The organism is Cellulosimicrobium cellulans, from assembly GCF_001722485.1.
GTDB lineage: Bacteria > Actinomycetota > Actinomycetes > Actinomycetales > Cellulomonadaceae > Cellulosimicrobium > Cellulosimicrobium cellulans_A.
Window position 1 is genome coordinate 1 of the sequence record NZ_LWGL01000037.1, and the last position, 24,515, is coordinate 24,515.

The window sequence follows — 24,515 nt, forward strand, 5'->3', positions numbered from 1 at the left end:
CGCGAGGAGCGGCGCGAGCCGCGCGAGCTGGTCCGGGGTCACGGTCGCGCCCGCGAGCGAGCGCACGCCCGCGACCGCGTCGAGGTCCGCGCCGCGCAGGTCGACGTCCTCGAGCGTCGACGCCTGGCTCACGGAGAACGGGCCGTCCGACCCGTCCTGCACGCGGCTCGTGCACCAGTACGTGCCCGTCGGGGTGTCGGTGTACTGGCTGTAGGGGCTGAGCCGGTCCTCCGCGCCGAAGATCGTGCGCGCCGTCCAGCTGCGGCACACGTGCTGGCCCTCGACGGCGCCGAGCGCGTCGGCCGGGAAGCGCACGCCGTCGTTCTCGTACGCCTTGTGGATCACGCCCGACTCGTGGACCTTCATGAAGTGCACCGGGATCCCCAGGTGGCGCGTCGCGAGGTTCGTGAACCGGTGCGCGGCGGTCTCGTAGGAGACGGCGAACGCGTCGCGCAGGTCCTCGATCGAGATCGCGCGCGCCTCCTTGGCGGCGCGCAGCACCTTCACGGCGTGGCGCTCCGGGAGCAGGATCGCGGCGGCCAGGTAGTTCGCCTCGACGCGCTGGCGCAGGAACTCGCCGTAGTCGCGCGGCTCGGCGTGGCCGAGGACGTGGGGTGCGAGGGCCTGCAGGAGGGCCGACGTCGGGTTGGACCGGCCGCGCATCCCGTCGCTCGGCAGGTACACGCGCCGGTGCCGCAGGTCGAGCACCGACCGGGTCGAGTGCGGCAGGTCGGGCACGTAGTGCAGCGTGAAGCCGAGGTGCGCGGCGACGTCGGCGGCGACGCGTTGCGGCAGCGGCCCTCCCGTGTGCCCGACGCCGGCGAGCAGCCGGGTCGCGGCGTCCTCCAGCTCCGGGAAGTAGTTGTCCTGCGCCCGCATGGTCGCGCGCAGCTCGACGTTCGCGCGGCGCGCCTCCTCCGGCGTGGCCGCCCGCTCGGTGTGCAGGCGCTCGAGCTCGCGCTGCAGCGCGACGATGGTCTCCAGGGCGTCCGTGGGTAGCGACCTGCCGACGCGGACGGGGCGCAGCCCGAGCGCCTCGAACAGCGGCCCCCGCTGCGCGCGCTCGAGCTCGATCTCGAGCGCGTCCCGGCGCGACGGCGGCTCGGGCGACAGGAGGTCGTCGAGGGTCGCTCCGAGCGCGTGGGCCACGGCCTGCAGCTGGGCGAACTTCGGCTCGCGCCGGCCGTTCTCCAGCAGCGACACCTGCGACGGGGCGCGGCCGATCGCCGTGCCGAGGTCGTCCAGCGTCATGCCGCGCGCCGTGCGCAGGTGACGGATCCGGCGCCCGATGGTCAGCGCGTCGGGCTCGTCCGCGAGCGGCAGCGCGGCGCCGACCTCCGCGCGGTCCAGCGAGCCGTCCACCGCGCGGTCCAGCGAGCCGGCGGTTCGCGTCGTCGGGATAGCCATGACCGAGGGTGACACACGCCACTCCTTGCGGACAACAGAAGAATCGCGGTTCTTTCGCACGTGTAGGGCTGGAACGCCCGGCCGCGGCGGCACGACAGTCGATCCACGGCCCTCGCCCGAGGGTCCGTGACCGCCGGCCGGCCGCCCTGCGCGCGGCCCGGCCCGAACCTCAGGAGGCTCCGTGGCACGCAGGACCGCACCCACCGTCGTCAGCCGTCGCTCCCCCGGCGAGTACGCAGGAGGAGCGCGCACCGCCGGGACCGGCGCCGCCGTCGGACGCGGCCGCGGTCCCGCCGCGCCCCGCCCGGGCGACCAGACGCGGACCGCCGCCGAGCTCGGCCACGAGTGGGCGACCGACCCGCGCTGGGCGGGGGTCCGCCGGGACCACACCGCCGACGACGTCGTCGCGCTGCGCGGCTCGGTGCGCGAGGAGCACACCCTCGCCCGCCGAGGCGCCGAGCGGCTGTGGGAGCTGCTGGGCACCGAGGAGTGGGTCGCCGCGCTCGGTGCCTACACCGGGAACCAGGCCGTGCAGCAGGTCCGCGCCGGCCTGAAGGCGATCTACCTGTCCGGGTGGCAGGTCGCGGCCGACGCCAACCTCTCGGGACAGACGTACCCCGACCAGTCCCTCTACCCCGCCGACTCGGTCCCCGCCGTCGTGCGCCGGATCAACAACGCCCTGCTGCGCGCCGACCAGGTCGAGACGGCCGAGGCTGCGGGCTCGCCCGGCGTCCGACCGGCCCGCGACTGGCTCGCCCCGGTCGTCGCGGACGCCGAGGCGGGCTTCGGCGGGCCGCTCAACGCCTACGAGCTCATGCACGCGATGATCGCGGCGGGCGCCGCGGGCGTGCACTTCGAGGACCAGCTCGCGTCGGAGAAGAAGTGCGGCCACCTCGGCGGGAAGGTGCTCGTCCCGACGTCGCAGCACGTGCGCACCCTCGGCGCGGCGCGCCTGGCGGCCGACGTCGCAGGCGTGCCGACCGTCGTCGTCGCCCGGACGGACGCGCTCGCCGCGGACCTGCTCACGTCCGACGTCGACGAGCGCGACAGGCCGTTCCTCACGGGCGAGCGCACCGCCGAGGGGTTCCACCGGGTGCGGCCGGGGTTCGACGCCGTCGTCGCGCGCGGTCTCGCGTACGCCCCGTACGCCGACCTCCTGTGGGTCGAGACCGGCACGCCCGACCTCGCGCTCGCCCGGCGCTTCGCCGAGGCGGTCCACGCCGAGCACCCCGGCAAGAAGCTCGCGTACAACTGCTCGCCGTCGTTCAACTGGCGCAAGCACCTGCGCGACGACGAGATCGCCGGGTTCCAGAAGGAGCTCGCCGCGATGGGGTACGCGTTCCAGTTCGTCACGCTCGCCGGGTTCCACGCCGTCGCGCACTCGATGTTCGAGCTCGCGCGCGGCTACCGCGAGCGCGCGATGAGCGCCTACGTCGAGCTGCAGGAGGCCGAGCTCGCCGCCGAGGCGGACGGCTACACCGCCACCCGCCACCAGCGGGAGGTCGGCACCGGCTACTTCGACCGCGTCGCCGCGGCGCTGAACCCGGACGCCGCGACCCTCGCCCTCGCCGGCTCCACCGAGACCGCCCAGTTCCACTGACCTGCCCCTCCCGCGAGGTAGAGGGAATCCCGCGGGGTAGAGGCCGATTCCCCTCTACCTCGACGAGATCCCTCTATCTCGCGGGACCGACCGTTCGGAGCGACCATGACGACTTTCACCACCTCCACCACGCAGCCCTCCTCGGGGAGCCCATCGGGCAGCCTGCGCGTCACGGGCGCGCTCGGCCCGCGCTACCGCGAGGTACTCACGCCCGAGGCGCTCGAGTTCCTCACCGTGCTGCACGACCGGTTCGTCGCCGGGCGGCACGACGTCCTCGTGGACCGGCAGCAGCGCCGTCAGCAGGTCGCGGACGGTGTCGACCCGGACTTCCGCGCGTCGACCCGCCCCGTCCGCGACGACCCGTCGTGGCGCGTCGCGGGATCGGCCGGGGCGCCGGGCCTGGAGGACCGCCGCGTCGAGATCACGGGTCCGACCGACCCGAAGATGACGATCAACGCCCTCAACTCGGGCGCGAACGTGTGGCTCGCCGACGCCGAGGACGCGTCGTCGCCCACGTGGCGCAACGTCGTCGAGGGCCAGCTCGCGCTGCACGACGCGATCCGCGGCACGCTGACGCACACGGTCGGCGCCGCGGGCGCCGAGACCAGGGAGTACCGGCTGCGCTCGACGACGCTCACGGACCTGCCCACGATCGTGTTCCGCCCGCGCGGGTGGCACCTCGTCGAGAAGCACGTGCGCTACCTCGACCGCGCGGGCATGAGCGTGTCGGCGTCCGCGTCGCTGGTCGACGCCGGCCTGTACCTGTTCCACAACGCGCGCGAGCTCGTCGCGCGGGGCCGCGGGCCGTACCTGTACCTGCCGAAGCTCGAGGGATACCGCGAGGCCCGGCTGTGGGACGACGTCCTCACGCTCGCGGAGGAGCGGCTCGACCTGCCCCACGGCACGATCCGCGCGACGGTCCTGATCGAGACGCTGCCCGCGGCGTTCGAGATGGAGGAGATCCTCTGGGAGCTCCGCGACCACTGCGCCGGGCTCAACGCGGGCCGCTGGGACTACCTCTTCTCGATCATCAAGGAGTTCCGCGCGCGCGGGGAGACGTACGTGCTGCCCGACCGCGATCAGGTCATCATGACCGCGCCCTTCCTGCGCGCGTACACCGAGCTGCTCGTCGCGACGTGCCACCGGCGCGGCGCGCACGCGATCGGCGGGATGAGCGCGTTCGTCCCGGACCGCCGGCGGCCCGACGTCACGGCGCGCGCGATCGAGCAGGTGCGCGCGGACAAGCGGCGCGAGGCGACGGACGGGTTCGACGGCACGTGGGTCGCGCACCCGGACCTCGTCGAGGCCGCGCGCGCGGAGTTCGACGCCGTGCTCGGGGGCGCGCCGAACCAGGTGGGGCGGCTGCGCGACGACGTGCACGTGGGGCAGCACGAGCTGCTCGACATCGGGTCCGCACGCCGGTCCGGGGCGACGGTGACGGCGGCCGGGCTGCGCGCGAACGTGTCGGTCGCCGTGCGGTACGTCGAGTCGTGGCTGCGCGGCGTCGGCGCGGTCGCGCTCGACCACCTCATGGAGGACGCCGCGACGGCCGAGATCGCCCGCGCGCAGGTGTGGCAGTGGATCGCCTCGGGGACGCGGACCGACAACGGCGTGCCCGTCACGCGCGAGCGCGTCGAGGCGCTGCTCGCCGAGATCGTCGACGACCTGCCGCGCCCCGCCGGGAACCGCGTCGACGACGCCGCCGCGGTGTTCCGCGCCGTCGCGCTCGCCGACGACTTCCCGACGTTCCTCACCGTCGGGGCGTACTCGCAGCTCCTCGTCGGCTCGGACGTCGACCAGCCGCGCGCCGCGGACGCGACGGAGCAGCCCGACCCTCAGTCCGTGTCGTCCCCGTCGGACGCCTCGGTCACGCGGCTCACCTCGAGCGCGCGCTCGATGTCGAGCACGATCGCCCCGGCCGCGAGGTAGTCGTCCCCCGTGCCGTGCGAGCGCTCGCGGGCGAGCGCGGTGCGCAGCTCGTGCACCGCCTCGCGCGCGGGCGCCCGGTCCGCGTGCTCGCCGTCGCGCACCACGACGGCGAGCGCGCTCAGCGCCTCGGCCGTCGGGTGCCGCAGCCGCACGCCCAGCACCTGGTCGTCGACGTCCTCGCGCTCGCCCTCGGTGAGGACCCGTACGAGATCGGTGACGACCCCGGTCGTCACGGACAGCCGCTCCGACCGGTCCAGCTGTTCCCGCAGCCGTTCGCGCTGGCGCCGGGCGCGCACGTTGAGCCACTGCGCCTCGCGCGCCTCGTCCGCGGCGCGCCGGGCGCCCTCGACCGCGGGTGCGACACCCCGCCGTCGTTCCTCCCACTCCTCCGCCCGCGGCGCGCGGTCGCCGTGCAGGCCGTCCGCGAGCGCGTCGAGCTGGTCCGCGAGGACGTCCTGCAGCTCGTCGAGCGCGGCCTCCGACGGTCCGAGCGGGAGCGGGGGCGCCACGAGGTTGACCAGCACGCCCACGGCGGCGCCGAGGACCACGAGCCCGAGGTAGGCGACGATGTAGCTCGACTGGTCCTGCGGCCCGCCGATGACGAGCACGAACAGCGCGGACGTCACCGTCCACTGGCTCATGTCCCCGAGCGTCCGCCACGCGGCGAGCAGGCTCGCGACGACGACCGTGATCGCGACCGTGAGCGAGTCGATCGGCAGCAGGCGGTCCGCAATCGTGGCCGTCGCGGCGCCGACGACGATGGCGAGGGTTGCGCGCACCGACTGGCTCACCGACCGCGCCGCGGTGGACGACGTCGCGACCACCGCGCCGAGCGGGGCGTAGAACCGGTAGTCGGCGAACGGGTCGGGCACCACGAGCGCGAGCAGCCACGCGACCCACCAGGCGAGCCCCGCCGCGATGCCGGAGCGCAGCGCCACCGCCCACACGGGGTGGGTGGCGAGGAAGCGCACCGCGCGGAAGACGCGGTGCCGGACGGCGGTCCGGGGGTCGGGCGCGGTGCGGAGCGTCGGCATGACCTCCATCTTGCGAAAGGTCGTGTGGCCTCGCAGGACGCGGCACGGGTCAGCGCTCGGCGGCCGACAGCTCTCCCCACTCGTCGTCGGTCAGCAGCCGGGAGCGGATGAGGAACCGCACGCCCTCGGGCGCCTCGACGCTGAACCCGGCTCCGCGCCCGGGCACGACGTCGATCGTCAGGTGCGTGTGCTTCCAGTACTCGAACTGCGCGCGGCTCATCCACACGGGCACGGTGAACGCTTCCGGGGCGGCGCTGTCGGCGCCAGCGTCCTCTCCGGCGACCTCTCGTGCCGACCCGTCGACGACGAGGTCGCCGAGGTGCACGTCGGCGTCGGACGTGAGGAAGTCGCCCTGCGGGTAGCACATGGGCGACGACCCGTCGCAGCACCCGCCGGACTGGTGGAACATCAGCTCGCCGTGGATCGTGCGCAGCCTCGCGAGCAGCGTGGCGGCGGGCTCGGTGAGCGCGACCCGCGCGGGTGGCGCGCCGAGATCGGGCGAGCGGGCGTCGTCGGGCACGGGGACCTCCAACGGGGACGGACGAGAACGACGATGCTCGCCGCCGAGCACGAGGTTGGTGCCGTCATCAGGCTCAGAACGACACCAACCCCGTGCTCGGCGGGTGGGCCGGCCTAGAAGAAGCCGAGCTTCTGGGCCGAGTACGAGACGAGCAGGTTCTTCGTCTGCTGGTAGTGGTCGAGCATCATCTTGTGGTTCTCGCGCCCGACGCCCGAGCCCTTGTACCCGCCGAACGCGGCCGCTGCGGGGTACGCGTGGTAGCAGTTCGTCCAGACGCGGCCCGCCTCGATGGTGCGGCCGGCGCGGTAGGCGGTGTTCCCGGACCGCGACCACACGCCGGCGCCGAGCCCGTAGAGGGTGTCGTTGGCGATGGTCATGGCGTCGTCGAAGTCGGTGAAGTCCGTGACCGCGACGACCGGGCCGAAGATTTCCTCCTGGAAGATCCGCATGGAGTTCTTGCCCTCGAAGATCGTCGGCTGCACGTAGTAGCCGCCCTGCAGGTCCCCGCTGAGCTCGGCCCGCCCCCCGCCCGTGAGGACCTTCGCGCCCTCGGCCTGCCCGATGTCGATGTACGACAGGATCTTCTCGAGCTGGTCGTTCGAGGCCTGCGCGCCGATCATCGTCTCCGTGTCGAGCGGGTTGCCCTGCTTCACCGCGCGCGTGCGCTCGATCGCGTCGCCGAGGAAGGAGTCGTAGATCGACGACTGGATGAGCGCGCGCGACGGGCACGTGCACACCTCGCCCTGGTTGAGGGCGAACATCGTGAACCCCTCGAGCGCCTTGTCGTAGAAGTCGTCGCGCTCCGCGGCCACGTCGTCGAAGAAGATGTTCGGGCTCTTGCCGCCGAGCTCGAGCGTGACGGGGATGATGTTCTGGCTCGCGTACTGCATGATCAGGCGGCCCGTCGTCGTCTCGCCCGTGAACGCGATCTTGCGGATGCGCGGGCTGGACGCGAGCGGCTTGCCCGCCTCGACGCCGAACCCGTTGACGACGTTGACCACGCCCGGCGGCAGCAGGTCGCCGATGAGTTCCATGAGCAGGAGGATCGACGCGGGCGTCTGCTCGGCCGGCTTGAGCACCACGCAGTTGCCGGCCGCGAGCGCCGGCGCGAGCTTCCACGTGGCCATGAGGATCGGGAAGTTCCACGGGATGATCTGCCCGACGACGCCGAGCGGCTCGTGGAAGTGGTACGCGATGGTGTCGGAGTCGATCTCGGAGATCGACCCCTCCTGCGCGCGGATCGCGCCCGCGAAGTAGCGGAAGTGGTCGATCGCGAGCGGGATGTCCGCGGCGAGCGTCTCGCGGACCGGCTTGCCGTTCTCCCACGACTCGGCGACCGCGATCTTCTCGAGGTTCGCCTCCATGCGGTCGGCGATCTTGTTGAGGATGTTCGCGCGCTCGCTGACGGACGTGCGCCCCCACGACCGGGCGGCACCGTGCGCGGCGTCGAGGGCGCGCTCGATGTCGTCGGCGTTGCCGCGCGCGACCTCGGTGAACGGGCGCCCGGTGACGGGGCTCGGGTTCTCGAAGTACTGGCCGCTCGACGGCGCGACGTACTCGCCGCCGATCCAGTGGTCGTACCGGGACCGGTACTCGACGACCGCGCCGTCGGTGCCCGGGGCTGCGTAGACGGTCATGCTGTCTGCCTCCTCGCAGTGCTCGCTCGTCGCGCCCGCACGGCCGGGGTGCCCGACGGCGGTGCGCGGCACGGCGCCTCGTCGCGCCGTGGTCGTCACGGTAGGAGGGGCAGGGTTGCAGGAGCGTTGCAGCGGCTGTGGCCGTGGTGCGAGCGGGTCAGGTGAGCTCGGCGTCGAGCACGGCGAGGTGGGCGCGGGCGCGGGCGCGCAGCGGGCTGCCGTCGTCGGCGAGGCGGACGAGGCGCGTCCACGCGGCGTGGTCGTCGGCGCCCTCGTCGGTGCGGGTCCAGGCGTCGAGGACGGCGGGGTCGTCGCTCGCGTGCGCGGCGGCGCGCACCTCGGCGGCGAGCTCGGCGCGCAGCCGCTCGATCCCCGGCGCGACGGACCGCGCGAGCAGCGGTCCGCCGTAGGCCGCGAGCGCCGCCCGGACGTCGCCCGCGGCGAGCCGCTCGCGCACCACGTCGACGTCCGTGCGCACCGGCCCGGCGAGGCGGTACGGGCGCGACCCGGCGAGCAGCGGACCGGCGACGCGGCGCAGACGCGACACCTCGGCGCGCACGGTGACGTCGGACAGGTCGCCCGGGTGCAGGAGGACGGCGAGCTCGTCCGCGGAGAGCCCGCGTGGCTGCTCGGCGAGCAGCGCGAGGATCTCGGCGTGCCGCAGGGACAGGCGCCGCTCGCCGTCGGGCCAGACGAGCGCGGGGTCGCCGAGGAGGCGCAGCGCCGGGGACCCCGCGCGGCCGTCGAGCACGGGCGCCGGGTCGGCACGCGCGGCGAGCTCGCGCTCGAGCGTCGCCACCGTCGCGCGGACGAGGGACAGCACGACGTGCGACGCGGCGGCGCGCCCACCCGTCACGTCGAGCACGCCGACCACCCGGCCGCCGGGAGCGCGCACCGGCGCCGCCGCGCAGTTGAGGTCCTGCACCGGGCGAGAGAAGTGCTCGGCGCCGAGCACCTGGACGGGGCGCCGCGTCGCGAGCGCCGTGCCCGGCGCGTTGGTGCCGACGCGCTCCTCGCGCCACACGGCGCCCTCGACGAACCCGACGCGCTCGACCGCGCCGCGCGTGCGGGTGCTGCCCTCGACCCACAGGAGGCGACCGGCGTCGTCGGAGACCGCGACGACGAGGCCGTCGTCGCGCGCGCCGTCGACCACGAGCTCGCGCACGACGGGCATGAGCGCCGCGAGCGGGTGCGCCGCGCGGTACGCCTCGAGCTCGTCGTCGGTGAGCCCTCCTCCCGGGCTGGGCGTGTCCGGGTCGACGCCCGAGCGCAGGCTGCGGCGCCACGACGCCGCGACGAGCGGGTCGACGCCGGGCAGTAACGCGCCGGTGCCGAGGAAGGTGTCGTAGGCGGTGCGCACCGACCGGGCGTCGCGGCGTGCCGGGCCGCCGGGTGCCGCGGTCCGCTCCGCCATGCTCACCTCCGACGTCGGCGTCCGGGTGCTGCCGCCAGTGTAGGCGGCGTCGTGACGCCCGTCACACCGCGCTTGTCGCCGCCCCGCGCGTGCGCCGTGCGCCGACGGCGAGCACCCCGTCCCCGCGCGCGTCGCCGTCGAGCACCGTCGGGGCGCTCAGCCCGGGGACGGCGAGCGAACGGACGACACCCGCCACGACGCGCCCGTCGGCCTGACCGCCCGGCGTCTCGTGCACGAGCCACACCCACCCTCCGGCGCCCAGACGCGCGGCGAGCGCGGCGCACGCGGCGCGCGCGTCCCCGGTCCAGAACAGGTTGACGTTCACCGCCACCACGACGTCGAAGAGCGGCTCGCCGTCGAGCACCGCGCCGATCTCCTCGACCGCACCGGCCCGGACGACGAGGCGCCCGTCCGCGACCGCGCCGGCGTTGCGGCGGGTCGCGCGCGCGACCGCGACGGGCGACCGGTCGACCGCCACGTACCGCAGGCCCGGGTACCGCGAGAGCAGCAGCTCGGCGAGCGCGCCCGGGCCGCAGCCGAGCTCGAGCACGCGCTCGTCGCCGCCGAGGTCGAGCAGCTCGGCGGCCCGCCGCAGCCGTGCGGGGACCGTGGGCACCACGGCGCCAGTGTGCGCAGCGCCGCCGGGAACCGCACGCGCTCACGGCGCGGAACGCCACGACGTGGCCCGACCACGTGGCGCGTAACACTGTCTCAGCATGCGCGATGCGCTTCTCGTCAGATGGACGCGCGACCTAGCCTGGACGTCAGACCCGACGACCACGGAGGAACCCCATGCCGGCACCGCTCGACACCAGCGAGAAGATCACGCAGTACGCCCACCCGGACCGCCTCGTGAGCACGGACTGGCTCGCGGAGCACCTCGGGGACCCGGGCCTCGTCGTCGTCGAGTCCGACGAGGACGTCCTGCTCTACGAGACGGGGCACATCCCCGGCGCCGTGAAGATCGACTGGCACACCGACCTCAACGACCCCGACACGCGCGACTACGTCGACGGCAAGGCCTTCGCCGAGCTGCTCGGCTCGAAGGGCATCGGCCGCGACACGACGCTCGTCGTCTACGGCGACAAGAACAACTGGTGGGCCGCCTACGCGGCGTGGGTCTTCACGCTGTTCGGCCACGAGGACGTCCGCCTCCTCGACGGCGGCCGCGGCAAGTGGGTCGCCGAGGGGCGCGAGACGACGACGGACGTCCCCACGCCCGAGCCGGTCGAGTACCCGGTGGTCGAGCGCGACGACGTCACGGTCCGCGCCTTCAAGGAGGACGTCCTCGCGCACATCGGCAACGGGCCGCTCGTCGACATCCGCTCCCCGCAGGAGTACACGGGCGAGCGCCTGCACATCCCGGACTACCCGGAGGAGGGCGTGCTGCGCGGCGGGCACATCCCGACGGCGCGCAACGTCCCGTGGGCGACGGCGGTCGCCGAGGACGGCACGTACAAGTCGCGCGCCGAGCTCGAGGCGATCTACCAGGAGGGCGGCCTCGGCCTGCGCTCCGACGACGAGGTCGTCACGTACTGCCGCATCGGCGAGCGCTCGAGCCACACGTGGTTCGCGCTGACGTACCTGCTCGGCTTCGACTCGGTCCGCAACTACGACGGCTCGTGGACCGAGTGGGGCAACGCCGTGCGCGTGCCGATCGTCAAGGGCGACCAGCCGGGCGAGGCGCCCGCCGCCCTGAACTGAGCCGTCGCCCGACCGAGACTCTCCGCCCCTCCCCTGCCGACGCAGCACTCCCCGCGACGCTCGCGGAGATCCGCGAGGACTTCCTCGCCCTGCCCGAGCGCGAGCGCCTGCAGCTGCTCCTGGAGTTCGCGAACGAGCTGCCCGACCTGCCGGAGCGCTACGCGAGCGCGCCTGGGATGCTCGAGCGCATCGAGGAGTGCCAGTCCCCCGTGCGCGCGTTCGCCGAGCTGGACGCCGAGGGGGTCGTGCGCTTCTACGCGACGGCGCCGGCCGAGGCGCCGACGACGCGCGGGTTCGCCTCGATCCTCGCGCAGGGCCTGTCCGGGCTCACCGCGCAGCAGGTGCTCGACGTGCCCGACGACTTCCCCATGACGATCGGGCTCACGCGCGCGGTCAGCCCCCTGCGGCTCGGCGGCATGAGCGGCATGCTCACGCGCGCGAAGCGCCAGGTGCGCGAGCAGGTCGCGGCGCGCGGCTGAGGTCAGGCGCGCAGCGCCAGGCGTCGCGCGAGCACCGCGCACACCGCGAGCTGGAGCTGGTGGAACACGATCACCGGCACGGCCACGACGCCTGCGACGGCCACGGGGAGCAGCACGCTCGCCATGGGCAGACCCGTCGCGAGGGACTTCTTCGACCCGCACATGAGCAGCGCGACGCGGTCCTCGCGCGACAGCCGCAGCACGGCGCCGCCCCACCACGTGATCGCGAGCATCGCGGCGAGCAGCACGGCGCTCACCGCGAGCACGGCGGCGATGCCCCACGCCGAGACGCTCGCCCACACCCCGGCCGACGAGGCCGCCGCCACCGCGTGGAACACGACGACGAGGATCGTGCCGCGGTCGACCCCGAGCGTGAGCCGGCGCCGTGCCCGCACCCAGCCGCCGACCCACGGCTGCAGCAGCTGGCCGACGACGAACGGCACGAGGAGCTGGAGCAGGACGGTGCGCAGCCCGCCGAGCCCGCCCACCACCCCGCCGGCGTCCTCGGGCGCCGCACCCGCGCCGTCGGACAGCAGCCACAGCACGAGCAGCGGCGTGACGAGCATGCCGAGGACGTTCGACACCGTCGCGCCGCAGATCGCGCCGGCGACGTCGCCGCGCGCCGCCGAGGTGAACGCCACCGACGACTGCACGGTCGACGGCAGCAGGGACAGGAACAGCACGCCCGCGGCGAGCCCGGCGCCCACCAGCGGCGCGACGGCCCAGGCCACGAGGAGCCCGAGGAGCGGGAAGACGACGTACGTCGACGCGAGAATCGCGCCCTGCAGGCGCACGTTGCGCAGGCCGGACCACACCTCGCGCGTGGACAGGCGCATCCCGTAGACGAGGAAGAGCACGGTCACCGCGACGTCGGCGACGACGTCGACGACGCGCTGCGCCCCGGGCGGCACGGGGACCACGAGGCCCAGCACCAGCACGGCGAACAGGGTCACCACGAACGGGTCGACCCACCGGGCCAGGGCTGCACGCACGACGACCGAGTCTAGGGCGGCGTCCGCCGCCCGCCGGTCAGGCCCCGGGCGCCCCGCTCAGAAGTCGAACAGGTCCCCCAGCCACGACTCCTTCTTCTTGCGCTTGTCGTAGCGCGGGTCGTAGCCGCGGCGCTCGTCGTAGCGGCGGTCACCGTCGTACCGCCGGTCGCCGTCGTACCGCCGGTCGCCGTCGTAGCGGCGGTCCCGGTCGTAGCGGCGGTCCCGGTCGTCGTAGCGGCGGTCGTCCGGGCGCTGCGGCGAGCCGTAGTCGGCCGCCGCGGCGGGCGGGAAGGTCGTCGGCGGCGGGCCGGGCGACGCGGGCGCGACGGGCGCCGGACCGGTCGACTCCGCGGCGATCTCCGCCTCCATGGACCGGTCGATGATCTTGTCGAGCTCGCCGCGGTCCAGCCACACGCCGCGGCACGTGGGGCAGTAGTCGATCTCGACGCCCTTGCGCTCGGTCATGACGAGCACGGTCTGGTCGGTCGGGCACAGCATGGGGTCCTCCAGCGATCGGTCCTGGTTCCCCAACGTGCCACGCGGCGCGGCGGTTCCCACGGCGGCGCGCGGGGGACGGACCGGGACGCGCGGGTGGGGCAGGACGGCTCGCGGGACGGGCGTGCAGGACGCAGCGGGCTCGCGCGGCCGGTCAGAGCCGGTCGGCGTCGACCCGGCCCCGCATCTCGCCGACGCGGTGGACGTCCTCGTCGAGCGCGGCGATGGCGTCGGCGACCCGCGGCAGGAAGTCGGCGCCCGCGAGGAACCACTCGGCCCCGGCCAGGTAGCGCGCGGCCGCGACGTCGTCGTGGAGCGCGATGGCGAGGTCGGCCCGCAGGACGAGCGCGCGGAACCGGACGCGCTCCGAGACGCTGCGCGTGCGCACGCCCTCGGCCGCGAAGGCGGCGTCCAGCACGCGCGCGGCCCCGGCGGCGTCACCGGCGGCGCGCAGGATGCGCGCGTGCTCGACCGCGTGCGCGAGGTCGGGAGGCTGCTCGACGCGACGTCGGGGCAGGCCGGGTACGGCCACCCGTCCTCTCGCCATGGCGACCTCCCCGCTGCCCCCGGTGCTCTCGCGGGGCCACCCTATCCCCGGCCGGTGGCACCCCGGACAGGGCGGGCGTCGCGGTCCCCCACGACGCCCGCCCGCGCGGGTGCGCGCCGGTCAGCGCTGCACGCGAGCGCTGCCTCCGGAGGCGAGCTTGCGGACCTCGGCGAGCGAGGCCGTCGAGGTGTCGCCCGGCGTCGTCATGGCCAGCGCGCCGTGCGCGGCGCCGTACTCGACCGCCTCCTGGATCGACCCGAGCTCCATGAGACCGTACGCGAGGCCGGACGCGAACGAGTCGCCGCCGCCGACGCGGTCGAGGATCTCCAGGCCCGGGCGGTGCGTGGCCTCGGCGAAGCCCTGCACGCGCGACCAGGCGATGGCGCCCCAGTCGTTGACCGTCGCCGTCCTCACGCCGCGCAGCGTCGTCGCGATGACCTGGAAGTTGGGGTACTCCTCGGCGGCACGGCCGATCATCGCGCGGAACGCGCCCGTGTCGAGGTCGGTGAGGTTCTCGTCGACGCCCTCGACCTCGAAGCCGAGCGAGGCCGTGAAGTCCTCCTCGTTGCCGATCATCACGTCGACGTAGCGCGCGAGGCGGCGGTTGACCTCCTGCGCGCGCTCGACTCCGCCGATGCCCTGCCACAGCGACGGGCGGTAGTTGAGGTCGTACGACACGATCGTGCCGTGCCGGCGCGCGGCGGCCATCGCGGCCTCGGCGACGTCGGCGCTCGACTCCGAGAGCGCGGCGAAGATGCCGCCCGTGTGGAACCAGCGCACGCCGCGGCCGAACAGCGCGTCCCAGTCCACGTCGTCGGGCTGCAGCTGCGAGATCGCGGTGTTGCCGCGGTCGGAGACGCCGACCGCGCCGCGCACGCCGAAGCCGCGCTCGGTGAAGTTCAGCCCGTTGCGCACGGTCCGGCCGATGCCGTCGTACGAGCGCCACACGACGTGGCTCGTGTCGAGGCCGCCGGTGAGCATGAGGTCCTCGACGAGACGCCCGACCTCGTTGTCCGCGAGCGCCGTGACGACGGCGCCGCGCAGGCCGAAGCAGCGGCGCAGGCCGCGCGCGACGTTGTACTCGCCGCCGCCCTCCCACGCGTCGAAGCTGCGGGCGGTCTTGATGCGGCGCTCGCCCGGGTCGAGGCGGAGCATGACCTCGCCGAGGGCGACGACGTCGTAGGCGCACTCGTCGGCGGGACGGACCGCGAGGGGCGCGGCGGCGGTCGTGCTGTCGGTCATGGTCAGGCTCCTTCGGTGACGGTGGTGAACGACGCGGCGAGCTCGACGGCCTCGCGCGTGCGGCGGGTCATCTCGGCGCGGTCGCCGGCGCGCACGAGGGCGCGGTCGACCATCCACGAGCCGCCGGCCGCGAGGACCGAGGGCAGCGCGAGGTAGTCGCCGAGGTTGGCGGCGCTCACGCCGCCGGTGGGGACGAAGCGCAGGCCGGGGAACGGCGCGGAGAACGCCTTGATCGCGGCCGGGCCGCCGACGACGTTGGCCGGGAACAGCTTGACCGTGTCGAGACCGAGGTCGAGCGCGGCGATGATGTCGGACGGCGTGGCGACGCCCGGGAGGATCGGCACACCCCGCTCCTGCGCGCGGCGCACGACGTCGGCCGAGAGGCCGGGCGAGACGAGGAAGCGCGCCCCGGCCTCGACCGCCTCGTCGACCTGGGCGGGCGTCACGACGGTGCCCGCGCCGACGAGGACGTCGGGCAGCTCGCGCGCGATCGCCTGGATCGCCGCGCCGGCGCCGGCGGTGCGGAACGTGACCTCGGCGACGGGCAGGCCGCCGTCGCGCAGCGCCCCCGCGACCTCGAGACCCTCGCGCGCGTCGTCGACCACGACGACGGGCACGACGCGGGCGCGGCCGATCTCCTGCAGGACGGTGTCGGATGACATCCTCGCTCCGTTTCGCTATGGTGAACGCTGGTTGTTCACTGCGGAACGCACTCTATGGGAGGACGCGTCGATGACCCAACCCGACCCCGCGCCCGCGAGCCCGCTCGGGAGCGTCGACAAGGCGCTCAGCGCGCTCGAGGCCCTCGCGGCGGCCGGTCCCACCGGCCTGCCCCTCGGGGAGCTCGCGCACGACCTCGGCCTGCACAAGGCGTCGCTGCACCGCACGCTCGCCGCGCTGCGCCACCGCGGCTACGCCGAGCAGGACGAGGCGACCGGCCGGTACCGGCTGGGTTCCGCCGCGACGGCGCTCGCCACGGTCTACCTCGGCGAGGAGAACCTGCCCGCGCTCCTGCACCCGGCGCTCGTCGCCGTCTGCCAGGCGACCGACGAGCTCGTCCACCTGGGCGCGCTCGCCGGCACCGAGATCGTCTACCTCGACAAGGTGGAGCCGGCGCGCACCGTCCGGGTGTGGTCCGCGGTCGGGCGACGCCGCCCCGCGGCGACCACCGCCCTCGGCCGCGCGCTCCTCGCGCACCAGGACCTCGACGACGCCCGGCTCGCCTGGTACGCCGACGCCGCCCCGCCGGACGTGACGACGGCCGACCTGCGGGCGACCTGCGCCCGTGCGCGCGAGCACGGCTTCGCGCACGAGGTCGAGGAGAACGAGGCGGGGATCAGCTGCGTCGCCGTGCCCGTGCTCCGCGGCGGCCGGCCGGTCGCGGCGATCAGCGTGACCGTCCCGGTGGAGCGGCTCGGCGCCAGGCGCCGCCGGGAGATCGAGGACGAGCTCGCCCGGCTCGTCCCGCCGCTGCTGCCCCCGTCGCTCGCCGTCCCGGCCGCCGTGTCGGCGCGGCCCGCGGCTCGGACGGCGGCCCCGCCGCCCGTGTGAGAGAGTTCAACCGCACTCCGACCGGCAGCACGGAAAGGCCCGCGATGACCGTCCTCGTGGCGTACAACGACTCCCCGCAGGGCGAGACGGCGCTCCACGCCGCGATCGCCGAGGCGGAGCGCCGCGGCACCTCGCTCGCCGTCCTCGTGCTCACCCCGCAGGACCCCGACGCGGGACTGCCGGCCGGGCTCGCGCACCAGCTCGACTCCCTCCCCGACGCCGTGGAGCGCCCCGGGGTCCGGTACCGCCCCGAGCACGTGGACCCGGCGGACGCGATCGTCGACGAGGCCGAGCGCCTGCACCCGGAGCTCGTCGTCATCGGCGCGCGCAAGCGGTCCCCGGTCGGCAAGTTCCTGCTCGGCAGCACGACGCAGCGCGTCCTGCTCGACTCGCCCTCCCCCGTCCTCGTGGTGAAGGCGCGGCACTAGCCGGCGCGGACCTCGATCCGGTTGCGCCACGGGTCCTCGAACCGCAGGACCGCGCCGTCGTGCCGCGTCGCGACCCCGGCCCGGGCGAGCCGCTCATCCAGCGCGCCGACGTCGTCCGCCCCCGGCACCGTGATGGCCACCGCGCCCAGCCCGAGCGACGACGCGCGCGGGCCCGCGCCGCGGCTGTTCCACGTGTTCATCGCCATGTGGTGGTGGTACCCGCCCGCGGAGACGAACAGCGCGCCCGGCACGGTCGCGGTCTCGGCGAACCCCAGCGTGTCGACGTAGAACGCGCGCGCCGCCGGCACGTCGCCCACCTGCAGGTGCACGTGCCCGACGACCGCACCGCCCGGTCCGCCGGGCGTCGCGGCCGCCTGCGCCCCGGCGTCGGCGCGCGGGCCCGCGAGCAGGTCGCGCGACGCGTCCGTGAGGTGCCGGTCGAGGAACGCGTGCGGGTCGAGGTGGATGGTGTCCATCCGCACCCCGTTCTCGTCCCAGCCCCAGGTCTCGCGCGGGCGGTCGGCGTAGAGCTCGACGCCGTTGCCCTCGGGGTCGGTGAAGTAGAACGCCTGCGACACGAGGTGGTCGGCGCTGCCGACGAACGTGCTGGGCGCGGTCGTCGCGACGGACGCGAGCGCGTGGGCGAGGCCGGGCTCGTCGTCGAACAGCACGGCGGTGTGGAACAGGCCGGCCTCGCGCCGTCCGGGCACCGGGAGGTCGGGCGTGCGGTGCAGCACGACGAGCGGCGTGGACCCGCGGCCGAGCACGACGGTCTCGGCGCGCCGGGTGCCGTCGGGCAGGGTGAGCGTGTCCGGCAGCGGGAGCACCGTGAGCGACAACGCGTCGCGGTAGTACCGCGTCATGAGGTCGAGGTCGCGCACGTGGAGCGTCACCGCGTCCATGCGCGTGGCCGCCGCGAGCAGGTCGTCGGCGGGACGGCGGGCACCGGTGCGCACGCGTCCCGGGACCACCGGGGCGGGGTCGGTCGGCGAGCTCATGGACGGTCCTCCCGTTCCTGGCGCCCGGCGGGCGGAGACGATGGTTGATCGTTCAACCGTCTCCGCCCGCCGGTCATTCCGCGGCGCGTGGCGCCCGTGGGCGGGCGAACGTCGTCGATGTCCGCGATCAGGCGTGGACGACGTCGCCCAGGGCGGCGCGCAGCCCGTCGACGAGCGGGGTGGTCGGCCGGCCGAGGAGGCGGGCCAGGTCGTCGGTCGCCTCGGACAGCAGGCCGTCGCGGATGTTGCCGTCGAGCGCGACGACGAAGCCGGCCGTCCCCTCGTCGAGGCCGGCTCCGACGAGCAGCTCGCGGTGCTCCTCGGGGCTCACGCGCCGGTAGGCGACCGGGCGGCCGAGGACCTCGGCGGCCGCGGAGGCCAGGTCGTCGAAGGACCACGCGACGTCGCCCGCGAGCTCGTAGACCGCACCGTCGTGCGCGCCGTCACGCAGCGCGTCGAGCGCGACGACGGCCGCCGCCTCGGCGAAGTCGGCGCGGCTCGCGCTCGCGACGCGCCCGTCGCCGACGCTGGCGATGATCTCGCCCGTCTCGCGGGCGCGCTCGACGTCCGCGACGTAGTTCTCCGTGTACCAGTTGTTGCGCAGGACGGTCGTCGACAGGCCGGACGCGGCGAGGACCTCCTCGGTCGCCTTGTGCTCGGGCGCGAGGACGAGGGCCGAGGTCGTCGCGTGCGGCGCGCTCGTGTAGACGACGCGCGCGACGCCCGCGGCCTGCGCCGCCTCGACGACGTTGCGGTGCTGCTCGACGCGACGACCCACCTCCGAGCCGGACACGAGCACGAGGACGTCGACCCCGGCGAGCGCGTCGCGCAGCGTCCCGGGCCGGTCGTAGTCGGCCTCGCGCACGACGACGCCGCGCTCGGCCAGGTCGGCCACCGCCGTCGTCGTGCGCGCCGCGGCGACGACGTCCCCCGGGTCGACGCCGCGGGCGAGGAGGGACTCGACGACGAGGCGGCCGAGGTGGCCGCTGGCTCCGGTGACGGCGATGGTCATGGACTGCTCCTTCGGGACGGGTGGCGAGGCACGGCACGCGTCGTGCTCGAGGGCGCCGCGCGGCGCCCGTCTCCGAGGATGCACTTACTGATCGAAAGTGCCAACCCAAGGACGGTGCGGCATGGATCACAGTGCTCCGGAGGCGCGGCCGCCGTATCCTGGGCCCATGACGACGGACACCCGCGCGCCCGACGCCGGCCCCACCGACGCGATGGTGGCCGACGTCTTCCAGCGCGGCTGCACGTCCCGCCACGTCCTCGAGTCGGTCACCGGCCGCTGGGGGGTCCTCACGGTCGCGGGCCTGCGCGACGGCGCCGTGCGCTTCAACGCGCTGCGCCGCCGCATCGACGGCGTCAGCGAGAAGATGCTCGCCCAGACGCTGCAGGGCCTCGAGCGGGACGGCGTCGTCGTGCGCGAGGTCCGCGCGACCATCCCCCCGCACGTCGAGTACTCGCTCACTGCCCTGGGCCGGCGCGTGGCAGACCGCCTCACCGCGCTCATCGACGTGCTCGAGGACGCCGTCGACGAGGTGACCGCCTCCCAGCGCGCGTACGACGCGCGCCGGGACCGCTAGCTCCTCACCCCTGGCCCCAGGTGCGGCGACCTCAGCCGGTCGAGCCCTGGGTGCTCAGGTACCAGACGACGACGGCCGCGACCACCGCCAGCCCGGCGAGCACGGCCAGCGCGATCTTCCACGCGCTGTACGGGCGCCGCCCGACGACCTCGCCCGTGTTCGCGTTGACCATGACCTGCCACTGCTTGCCCGCGTACACGTACGTCGCGATCCACAGGGGCAGCAGCACGAGCTTGAACAGCACCGCGGCGTACGCGGTGCTGATCCGCAGGACGCGCTGCTCGTCGCCGCCGATCGCGCCCCGGACGTCGTCGCGGATGACGGGCGCCATCTCGTCCTTGGCGCGCTCGAGCCCGTGCGGCGGGTCGACGTCGTAGCGCGCCGTCTCGAAACCGGCGAGGTACTCCGGGCGGTAGGGCGCCGCCTGCTCGAGCCGCCACGGCCCGAGCTTCTCGAGGTCGCGGTCGGCGAGCTGCGTCGACGCGGGGACGAGCACGTCGTCGAACGCGCGGTGCGTGGTCCCGGACACGGGTGTCCAGCGCACGCGGCGCTCGGTCCGCCGGTTCTCGCCGTCGCCGACCGTCACGTAGTACGCGTCGCCGCGCTGCCCGGACCACTGCGACGTCGTCTCCGCGTCGAACGTCCAGTGCGGCACGTACGTCCCGCGCAGCGATTCGGTGTCGCCGACCTTCTTCAGCGCCCCGGGCGCGAACCAGCGCGAGCGCACCCAGCCGCGGAACGCCTCGCGCGCGGCGTCGCCCGCGACGGCGAACGGCACCACGGCCTCGGGTTCCACGACGCCCTCGACAGGCGTCGCGACGACGAGGTGGCCGCCGCAGAACTGGCACGCGGCGGACAGGTCCGTGCCGCGCGTCGTCGCCCCGCACCCGTCGCACGCGAGCGCCTGGGCGCCCGCGAGCGCGACGGGAGCCGCCGCCGTGGCGAGCCAGGCGTCGTACGAGTGCTCGTCGACGGCGTCGCCGGGCGCGTGCACGATCTCGACCCGCGCGCGGCACGCCACGCACTCGAGCGTCCGCGTCCCGGGCGCGTACGCGAGCTGCGACCCGCACGCGTGGCAGCGCGTGCCGACGAGTTCCGCCGACGCCTCGGCCGATGGGCCAGGCAGGGGTGGCGGACCGGGCAGGGGTGGCGGACCGGGCTGAGCCGGGTCGACGACACCGGTCATGCGCCGGCCCCGGAGGTCGCGTCGCCCTGCGGAAGCGGCGGCGGGACCGCCGCGAAGAGCGTCGACAGCGCCGGGACCTGACCGGCGGCGGTCCAGCCCGCCATGCCCTCCTGCCACACGAGCGTCTCGCGGGTCACCTGGCCGGTATGCACCAGGGCGACGAGGTCGGCGACCGAGCCCGGGCCGGCCTGCGCGCCCCCGGCCGCCCAGTACCAGGGCGCACCAGCGCCGGGCAGCGGCGGCGGACCGGTCGGAGCGGCCTGCGGTGCGGGCCGTTGTGCGGGCTGGTGTGCGGGCTGGTGTGCCGCCGTCGACCCGAGCGACTGGGCCATCTGCTGCCCCATGGCCATGCCGATGCCGAGGCCGAGCCCCTCGCCCGCACCGCCCGGGTTCGCCGCCGCGGTCTCGATCGCGTTCGCCGACTGGAACCTCGTGTACTGGTCGAGGTTGCCCACGACCGCGATCTGCGTGCGCTTGTCGAGCGCGGCCTCGACCTCGGGCGGGAAGGAGACGTTCTCGAGCACGAAGCGCGGCACGGAGACGCCGTACTGCGCGAGGTCCTCGCTGAGCTGGCCCGCGATCCGGGTCGCGATCTCGCGCTGGTTGGCGGCGAGGTCGATCGCCGCCACGCCGGCCTCGGCGAGCGCTGGGCCCAGGCCGCCGACGATGAGGCGGCGGAAGTACTCGCCGATCTCGTCGGTGCGGAACTGCGGGTCCGTGCCGACGAGCTGGCGCAGGAGCGCTGCCGGCTCGACGACCTGCAGCGCGTACGTACCGAACGCGCGCAGGCGGACGGCACCGAGCTCGGGGTCGCGCAGCATGACCGGGTTCTGCGTGCCCCACGTGAGGTCGGTGAACTGGCGCGTGGCGACGAAGTAGACCTCGGCCTTGAACGGTGAGTCGAAGCCGTACTTCCACCCCTGCAGCGTCGACAGCACCGGCAGGTTCTTCGTCTCGAGCGTGTACGTGCCCGGCTCGAACACGTCGGCGAGCAGGCCCTCGCTGACGAAGACCGCCGCCTGCCCCTCGCGCACGACGAGCTTGGCCTGGTTCTTGATCTCGTTCCCCTGCCGCGGGAAGCGCCAGACGATCGTGTCCCGGCTCTCGTCGAGGAACTCGATGATGTCGATGAGCTGGCCGCGCAGCTTGTCGAAGAAGGCCATGCCGTCTCTTCCGTGTGGTGCGTCACCCGTCGGGCGGGCGGGCCGAGCGCCGGCCCGCGGCGAGCATAGCGGAACGGCATGAGCAGGCGTGCGTTCCTTCAAGCCCCGGCAAAACGTGCAGTCCGGATGTGGCGCCGTCGCGCTCCAGGAGGGCACGGCGTCCCCGGCCGTGCGGCGCGTGCCGGGAGCCGCCTAGGATCGACGGGTGACCGCCGTCTCGCTCGGGATGCCCACGGTGCGCGGCCGCGTCCCGGCCGACGTGCCGGCCGACGCGCCGGCCGACGGGCGGCCCGACACCGACGCCCTCGTCGACCGCTACGGCCGCGTCGCACGCGACCTGCGGATCTCGATCACGGAGAAGTGCACGCTGCGCTGCACGTACTGCATGCCGGCGGAGGGCCTGCCCGCGGTCCCACGCGAGCACCTCCTCACGCCGACGGAGATCGCGCGGCTCGTGCGCGTGGCGGTCGGCAGGCTCGGCATCACGGACGTCCGGTTCACGGGCGGCGAGCCGCTCGTGCGGCGCGACCTCGCCGAGATCCTGCGGCTGTCCCGCGAGGCCGCCCCGGACGTGTCGCTGTCCATGACGACGAACGCGATCGGCCTGGACAAGCGCGTCGACGAGCTCGTCGCGGCCGGGCTGGACCGCGTGAACATCTCGCTCGACTCGGTGGACCGCGCGGACTTCGCCCGACTCACGCGGCGCGACCGGCTCCCGGACGTGCTCGCCGGGATCCGCGCCGCCCTCACCGCGGGCCTCGCGCCCGTGAAGCTCAACGCCGTCCTCATGGCCGAGACGCTCGCCGGCGCGGCCGACCTCCTCGCGTGGGCCGTGGACCACGGGTGCCACCTGCGGTTCATCGAGCAGATGCCGCTCGACGCCGACGGCCGCTGGACGCGCGACGGCCTCGTGTCGGCCGCCGACCTGCTCGACGTGCTCGGCGAGCGCTTCGCCCTCACGGCGGTCGGCCGCGACGACCCGTCCGCTCCCGCCGAGGAGTGGCTCGTCGACGGCGGCCCGCAGACGGTCGGGATCATCGCGTCCGTCACCCGCTCCTTCTGCGGCGACTGCGACCGCACGCGCCTCACCGCCGAGGGCACCGTGCGGTCGTGCCTGTTCGGCGACGACGAGACCGACCTGCGAGCCATCCTGCGCTCCTCCGACCTCGACGACGACGCGCGCGACGCCGCGATCGTGCGCGCGTGGCAGGGCGCGATGTGGGCCAAGCCGCTCGCCCACGGGAGCGACCGGCCCACCGCTCCGGACGCGTTCGCCGCGACGTCACGCTCGATGGGCGCGATCGGGGGCTGACCCCGGGGCCGGTCGCGGCAGCGCGCCGTCAAAGGCCGGACCGTCAGAGACCGACCCACTCCGAGACGCCGTCGGTGAAGTGCTGGCGCTTCCAGATCGGCACCTCGGCCTTGATGCGCTCGACGAGCAGCGAGCACGCCTCGAAGGCCTCCCGGCGGTGCCCGGCCGAGGCCGCGGCGACGAGCGCGACGTCGCCGACGGCGAGCGTGCCGTACCGGTGGACCGCCGCGACGCGCAGCCCGGTCTCCGCGGCGACCGCGTCGACGCACCGCCGCAGCACCGCCGTCGCGTCCGGGTGCGCCTCGTAGTCGAGGCCCGTCACGCCGCGCTCGTCGTCGACGTCGCGCACCACGCCGCGGAACGTCACGACGGCGCCGCACTCCGGCGCCGCGACGGCGTCCTCCACGGCCACCGACACCGCGGCGTCGAGCACGTCCTCGGTCACGCGGTTCACGCCGCCGTCTGCGCTCACAGCTCCCACACCTCCATCGACGTCCCGGCGTCCCACCCTGTCACGTCCGCGGGCACGTCGACGAGCACGTCGGCGCGCGCCATCGACGCGACGAGGTGCGACCCCGGCCCGCCCACGACGCGCACCTCCCTGTCCGGCCCGGTCGCGCCCCGCAGCAGCTGCCGCTTCCCCGCGGGCGACACGCCGGCCTCGGCCACGCGTGCCCGCCGGGGCGGACGCGGGGCCACGCGTCCCGAGGCCTGCTCGAGCACGTCGCGCAGGAGGACGACGAACGACACCTGCGCGCTCACGGGGTTCCCGGGGAACGTCAGGACCGGGGTGCCGTGGACCGTGCCGAGGCCCTGGGGGCCGCCGGGCTGCATCGCGACCGACCGGAACTGCACCCCGCCCCCCGGCCCGCCGCTCCCGGCGCCCGCGCCGAGGACGTCCTTGACGACCTCGTACGCGCCCTGGCTCACGCCGCCGGAGGTGAGCACGAGGTCGGCACCGGCCGCCGCGTCCGCGAGGAGACGTGCGAACGTGCCCGCGTCGTCACCGCTGCGGGCGACCGTGGTGACGACGCCCCCCGCGCGCCGCACCGCGGCGGCGAGCGCCGCGCCGTTCGCGTCGAAGACCTGCCCGGCGGCCGGCTCCTCCCCCGGCGCGACGAGCTCCGCACCCGTGGACAGGACGGCCACGCGGGGGCGAGCGACGACCCGCACGCGCGCGACCCCGCACGCCGCGGCGGCGGCGAGGTGGTGCGGCGCGAGCACGGTACCGTCGGCGAGGACGACGTCGCCCGCCGCGACGTCGCTGCCCGCCTCGCGGACGAAGTCGCCG

General features: G+C 75.0%; 25 protein-coding genes. 8 read left to right on the forward strand and 17 right to left on the reverse strand.

The window, feature by feature from the left end:
- On the reverse strand, positions 1 to 1,407 hold a 1,407-nt coding region (locus JZ5iCDA_RS06485), incomplete at its 3' end, for a helix-turn-helix transcriptional regulator (RefSeq protein WP_139122987.1).
- Positions 1,408 to 1,588: 181 nt separating this feature from the next.
- Between JZ5iCDA_RS06485 and aceA the strand changes: the two genes are divergently transcribed.
- Both aceA and aceB read left to right on the forward strand, forming a co-directional pair.
- Positions 1,589 to 3,007: an isocitrate lyase gene (aceA, locus tag JZ5iCDA_RS06490; RefSeq protein ID WP_083259734.1), complete on the forward strand. Its 1,419-nt coding sequence runs from the start codon at positions 1,589 to 1,591 to the stop codon at positions 3,005 to 3,007.
- A 105-nt stretch (positions 3,008 to 3,112) separates the two neighbouring features.
- Positions 3,113 to 4,936, forward strand: coding sequence for a malate synthase A (aceB, locus tag JZ5iCDA_RS06495; RefSeq protein ID WP_083259735.1), 1,824 nt, complete (start codon positions 3,113 to 3,115; stop codon positions 4,934 to 4,936).
- Here the strand turns inward: aceB and JZ5iCDA_RS06500 are convergent.
- The 5 genes from JZ5iCDA_RS06500 to JZ5iCDA_RS06520 all read right to left on the reverse strand — a co-directional run bounded on the left by JZ5iCDA_RS06500 (position 4,843) and on the right by JZ5iCDA_RS06520 (position 10,160).
- Entirely contained in the window at positions 4,843 to 5,970 is a 1,128-nt protein-coding gene (locus tag JZ5iCDA_RS06500; RefSeq protein WP_171905308.1) for an FUSC family protein, read from the reverse strand. The two genes, aceB and JZ5iCDA_RS06500, sit on opposite strands and share 94 nt — an antisense overlap.
- A 49-nt stretch (positions 5,971 to 6,019) precedes the next feature.
- Positions 6,020 to 6,490, reverse strand: coding sequence for a DUF779 domain-containing protein (locus tag JZ5iCDA_RS06505; protein ID WP_069386426.1), 471 nt, complete (start codon positions 6,488 to 6,490; stop codon positions 6,020 to 6,022).
- 113 nt (positions 6,491 to 6,603) lie between these two features.
- Positions 6,604 to 8,127: an aldehyde dehydrogenase gene (adh, locus tag JZ5iCDA_RS06510; RefSeq protein WP_069386441.1), complete on the reverse strand. Its 1,524-nt coding sequence runs from the start codon at positions 8,125 to 8,127 to the stop codon at positions 6,604 to 6,606.
- 157 nt (positions 8,128 to 8,284) lie between these two features.
- Positions 8,285 to 9,541: a GAF domain-containing protein gene (locus JZ5iCDA_RS06515; RefSeq protein WP_069386427.1), complete on the reverse strand. Its 1,257-nt coding sequence runs from the start codon at positions 9,539 to 9,541 to the stop codon at positions 8,285 to 8,287.
- A 61-nt stretch (positions 9,542 to 9,602) separates the two neighbouring features.
- Positions 9,603 to 10,160, reverse strand: coding sequence for an SAM-dependent methyltransferase (locus JZ5iCDA_RS06520; protein WP_069386428.1), 558 nt, complete (start codon positions 10,158 to 10,160; stop codon positions 9,603 to 9,605).
- Positions 10,161 to 10,333: 173 nt separating this feature from the next.
- Between JZ5iCDA_RS06520 and JZ5iCDA_RS06525 the strand changes: the two genes are divergently transcribed.
- Positions 10,334 to 11,245 carry a sulfurtransferase gene (locus JZ5iCDA_RS06525; RefSeq protein ID WP_069386429.1) on the forward strand — a complete coding sequence of 304 codons (912 nt, stop codon included), beginning with the start codon at positions 10,334 to 10,336 and terminating at the stop codon, positions 11,243 to 11,245.
- Positions 11,242 to 11,724: a SufE family protein gene (locus tag JZ5iCDA_RS06530; RefSeq protein WP_069386442.1), complete on the forward strand. Its 483-nt coding sequence runs from the start codon at positions 11,242 to 11,244 to the stop codon at positions 11,722 to 11,724. Before JZ5iCDA_RS06525 ends, JZ5iCDA_RS06530 begins: the two co-directional genes overlap by 4 nt.
- 2 nt (positions 11,725 to 11,726) lie before the next feature.
- On the opposite strand, the gene JZ5iCDA_RS06535 is transcribed toward JZ5iCDA_RS06530, so the two are convergent.
- The 5 genes from JZ5iCDA_RS06535 to eda form a co-directional block, all read right to left on the reverse strand.
- On the reverse strand, positions 11,727 to 12,716 hold the full coding sequence (locus JZ5iCDA_RS06535; protein WP_069386430.1) for a bile acid:sodium symporter family protein: 990 nt from the start codon (positions 12,714 to 12,716) through the stop codon (positions 11,727 to 11,729).
- 57 nt (positions 12,717 to 12,773) lie between these two features.
- Positions 12,774 to 13,214: a zf-TFIIB domain-containing protein gene (locus JZ5iCDA_RS06540; protein ID WP_069386431.1), complete on the reverse strand. Its 441-nt coding sequence runs from the start codon at positions 13,212 to 13,214 to the stop codon at positions 12,774 to 12,776.
- 151 nt (positions 13,215 to 13,365) lie between these two features.
- The gene (locus JZ5iCDA_RS06545; protein WP_139122989.1) at positions 13,366 to 13,758 is read right to left on the reverse strand and encodes a hypothetical protein; all 393 of its coding nucleotides are present in this window, start codon (positions 13,756 to 13,758) and stop codon (positions 13,366 to 13,368) included.
- 120 nt (positions 13,759 to 13,878) lie between these two features.
- Positions 13,879 to 15,000, reverse strand: a complete 1,122-nt coding sequence (locus JZ5iCDA_RS06550) for a sugar kinase (RefSeq protein ID WP_069386433.1) — start codon at positions 14,998 to 15,000, stop codon at positions 13,879 to 13,881.
- Positions 15,001 to 15,002: 2 nt separating this feature from the next.
- Positions 15,003 to 15,662: a bifunctional 4-hydroxy-2-oxoglutarate aldolase/2-dehydro-3-deoxy-phosphogluconate aldolase gene (gene eda / locus JZ5iCDA_RS06555; RefSeq protein ID WP_069386434.1), complete on the reverse strand. Its 660-nt coding sequence runs from the start codon at positions 15,660 to 15,662 to the stop codon at positions 15,003 to 15,005.
- A gap of 70 nt (positions 15,663 to 15,732) precedes the next feature.
- Here eda and JZ5iCDA_RS06560 point away from each other — a divergent pair, with 70 nt between their 5' ends.
- Complete coding sequence (locus JZ5iCDA_RS06560) at positions 15,733 to 16,551, forward strand: IclR family transcriptional regulator (protein WP_069386435.1); 819 nt, start codon at positions 15,733 to 15,735, stop codon at positions 16,549 to 16,551.
- 44 nt (positions 16,552 to 16,595) lie between these two features.
- Complete coding sequence (locus tag JZ5iCDA_RS06565; protein ID WP_069386436.1) at positions 16,596 to 16,979, forward strand: universal stress protein; 384 nt, start codon at positions 16,596 to 16,598, stop codon at positions 16,977 to 16,979.
- On the opposite strand, the gene JZ5iCDA_RS06570 is transcribed toward JZ5iCDA_RS06565, so the two are convergent.
- Together JZ5iCDA_RS06570 and JZ5iCDA_RS06575 are read right to left on the reverse strand one after the other, a co-directional pair.
- Positions 16,976 to 17,977 (reverse strand): VOC family protein, encoded by a 1,002-nt coding sequence (locus JZ5iCDA_RS06570; RefSeq protein WP_083259736.1) that lies wholly within the window; start codon positions 17,975 to 17,977, stop codon positions 16,976 to 16,978. The two genes, JZ5iCDA_RS06565 and JZ5iCDA_RS06570, sit on opposite strands and share 4 nt — an antisense overlap.
- Positions 17,978 to 18,104: 127 nt before the next feature.
- Positions 18,105 to 18,989 carry an SDR family oxidoreductase gene (locus JZ5iCDA_RS06575; protein WP_069386437.1) on the reverse strand — a complete coding sequence of 295 codons (885 nt, stop codon included), beginning with the start codon at positions 18,987 to 18,989 and terminating at the stop codon, positions 18,105 to 18,107.
- A gap of 166 nt (positions 18,990 to 19,155) precedes the next feature.
- Between JZ5iCDA_RS06575 and JZ5iCDA_RS06580 the strand changes: the two genes are divergently transcribed.
- A complete protein-coding gene (locus JZ5iCDA_RS06580) occupies positions 19,156 to 19,563 on the forward strand; it encodes a winged helix-turn-helix transcriptional regulator (RefSeq protein WP_069386438.1) in 408 nt (135 codons plus the stop codon).
- A gap of 31 nt (positions 19,564 to 19,594) precedes the next feature.
- Here the strand turns inward: JZ5iCDA_RS06580 and JZ5iCDA_RS06585 are convergent, their stop codons facing one another.
- Both JZ5iCDA_RS06585 and JZ5iCDA_RS06590 read right to left on the reverse strand, forming a co-directional pair.
- Positions 19,595 to 20,584 carry a hypothetical protein gene (locus tag JZ5iCDA_RS06585; RefSeq protein ID WP_216093409.1) on the reverse strand — a complete coding sequence of 330 codons (990 nt, stop codon included), beginning with the start codon at positions 20,582 to 20,584 and terminating at the stop codon, positions 19,595 to 19,597.
- A 161-nt stretch (positions 20,585 to 20,745) separates the two neighbouring features.
- A complete protein-coding gene (locus JZ5iCDA_RS06590) occupies positions 20,746 to 21,912 on the reverse strand; it encodes an SPFH domain-containing protein (RefSeq protein WP_069386439.1) in 1,167 nt (388 codons plus the stop codon).
- Positions 21,913 to 22,117: 205 nt separating this feature from the next.
- Here JZ5iCDA_RS06590 and moaA point away from each other — a divergent pair, with 205 nt between their 5' ends.
- Positions 22,118 to 23,224 (forward strand): GTP 3',8-cyclase MoaA, encoded by a 1,107-nt coding sequence (moaA, locus tag JZ5iCDA_RS06595; protein WP_069386440.1) that lies wholly within the window; start codon positions 22,118 to 22,120, stop codon positions 23,222 to 23,224.
- A 43-nt stretch (positions 23,225 to 23,267) separates the two neighbouring features.
- Here moaA and JZ5iCDA_RS06600 read toward each other — a convergent pair whose 3' ends face one another.
- Positions 23,268 to 23,696 carry a molybdenum cofactor biosynthesis protein MoaE gene (locus JZ5iCDA_RS06600; protein WP_216093410.1) on the reverse strand — a complete coding sequence of 143 codons (429 nt, stop codon included), beginning with the start codon at positions 23,694 to 23,696 and terminating at the stop codon, positions 23,268 to 23,270.
- Positions 23,693 to 24,515, reverse strand: an 823-nt coding sequence (locus tag JZ5iCDA_RS06605) for a molybdenum cofactor synthesis domain-containing protein (RefSeq protein WP_253181982.1), incomplete at its 5' end; no start/stop codon positions are given. The genes JZ5iCDA_RS06600 and JZ5iCDA_RS06605, both read right to left, overlap by 4 nt.

Excerpts from the sequence above, each read along its gene's own strand:
- JZ5iCDA_RS06570 (WP_083259736.1), bottom strand. The coding sequence starts at position 17,977 with ATGAGCTCGCCGACCGACCCCGCCCCGGTGGTCCCGGGACGCGTGCGC.
- JZ5iCDA_RS06575 (WP_069386437.1), bottom strand. The coding sequence starts at position 18,989 with ATGACCATCGCCGTCACCGGAGCCAGCGGCCACCTCGGCCGCCTCGTC.
- JZ5iCDA_RS06550 (WP_069386433.1), bottom strand. The coding sequence starts at position 15,000 with ATGACCGACAGCACGACCGCCGCCGCGCCCCTCGCGGTCCGTCCCGCC.
- adh (WP_069386441.1), bottom strand. The coding sequence starts at position 8,127 with ATGACCGTCTACGCAGCCCCGGGCACCGACGGCGCGGTCGTCGAGTAC.
- JZ5iCDA_RS06500 (WP_171905308.1), bottom strand. The coding sequence starts at position 5,970 with ATGCCGACGCTCCGCACCGCGCCCGACCCCCGGACCGCCGTCCGGCAC.
- JZ5iCDA_RS06540 (WP_069386431.1), bottom strand. The coding sequence starts at position 13,214 with ATGCTGTGCCCGACCGACCAGACCGTGCTCGTCATGACCGAGCGCAAG.
- JZ5iCDA_RS06565 (WP_069386436.1), top strand. The coding sequence starts at position 16,596 with ATGACCGTCCTCGTGGCGTACAACGACTCCCCGCAGGGCGAGACGGCG.
- JZ5iCDA_RS06515 (WP_069386427.1), bottom strand. The coding sequence starts at position 9,541 with ATGGCGGAGCGGACCGCGGCACCCGGCGGCCCGGCACGCCGCGACGCC.
- JZ5iCDA_RS06545 (WP_139122989.1), bottom strand. The coding sequence starts at position 13,758 with ATGGCGAGAGGACGGGTGGCCGTACCCGGCCTGCCCCGACGTCGCGTC.
- JZ5iCDA_RS06590 (WP_069386439.1), bottom strand. The coding sequence starts at position 21,912 with ATGGCCTTCTTCGACAAGCTGCGCGGCCAGCTCATCGACATCATCGAG.
- eda (WP_069386434.1), bottom strand. The coding sequence starts at position 15,662 with ATGTCATCCGACACCGTCCTGCAGGAGATCGGCCGCGCCCGCGTCGTG.
- JZ5iCDA_RS06525 (WP_069386429.1), top strand. The coding sequence starts at position 10,334 with ATGCCGGCACCGCTCGACACCAGCGAGAAGATCACGCAGTACGCCCAC.
- aceB (WP_083259735.1), top strand. The coding sequence starts at position 3,113 with ATGACGACTTTCACCACCTCCACCACGCAGCCCTCCTCGGGGAGCCCA.
- JZ5iCDA_RS06580 (WP_069386438.1), top strand. The coding sequence starts at position 19,156 with ATGACGACGGACACCCGCGCGCCCGACGCCGGCCCCACCGACGCGATG.
- JZ5iCDA_RS06560 (WP_069386435.1), top strand. The coding sequence starts at position 15,733 with ATGACCCAACCCGACCCCGCGCCCGCGAGCCCGCTCGGGAGCGTCGAC.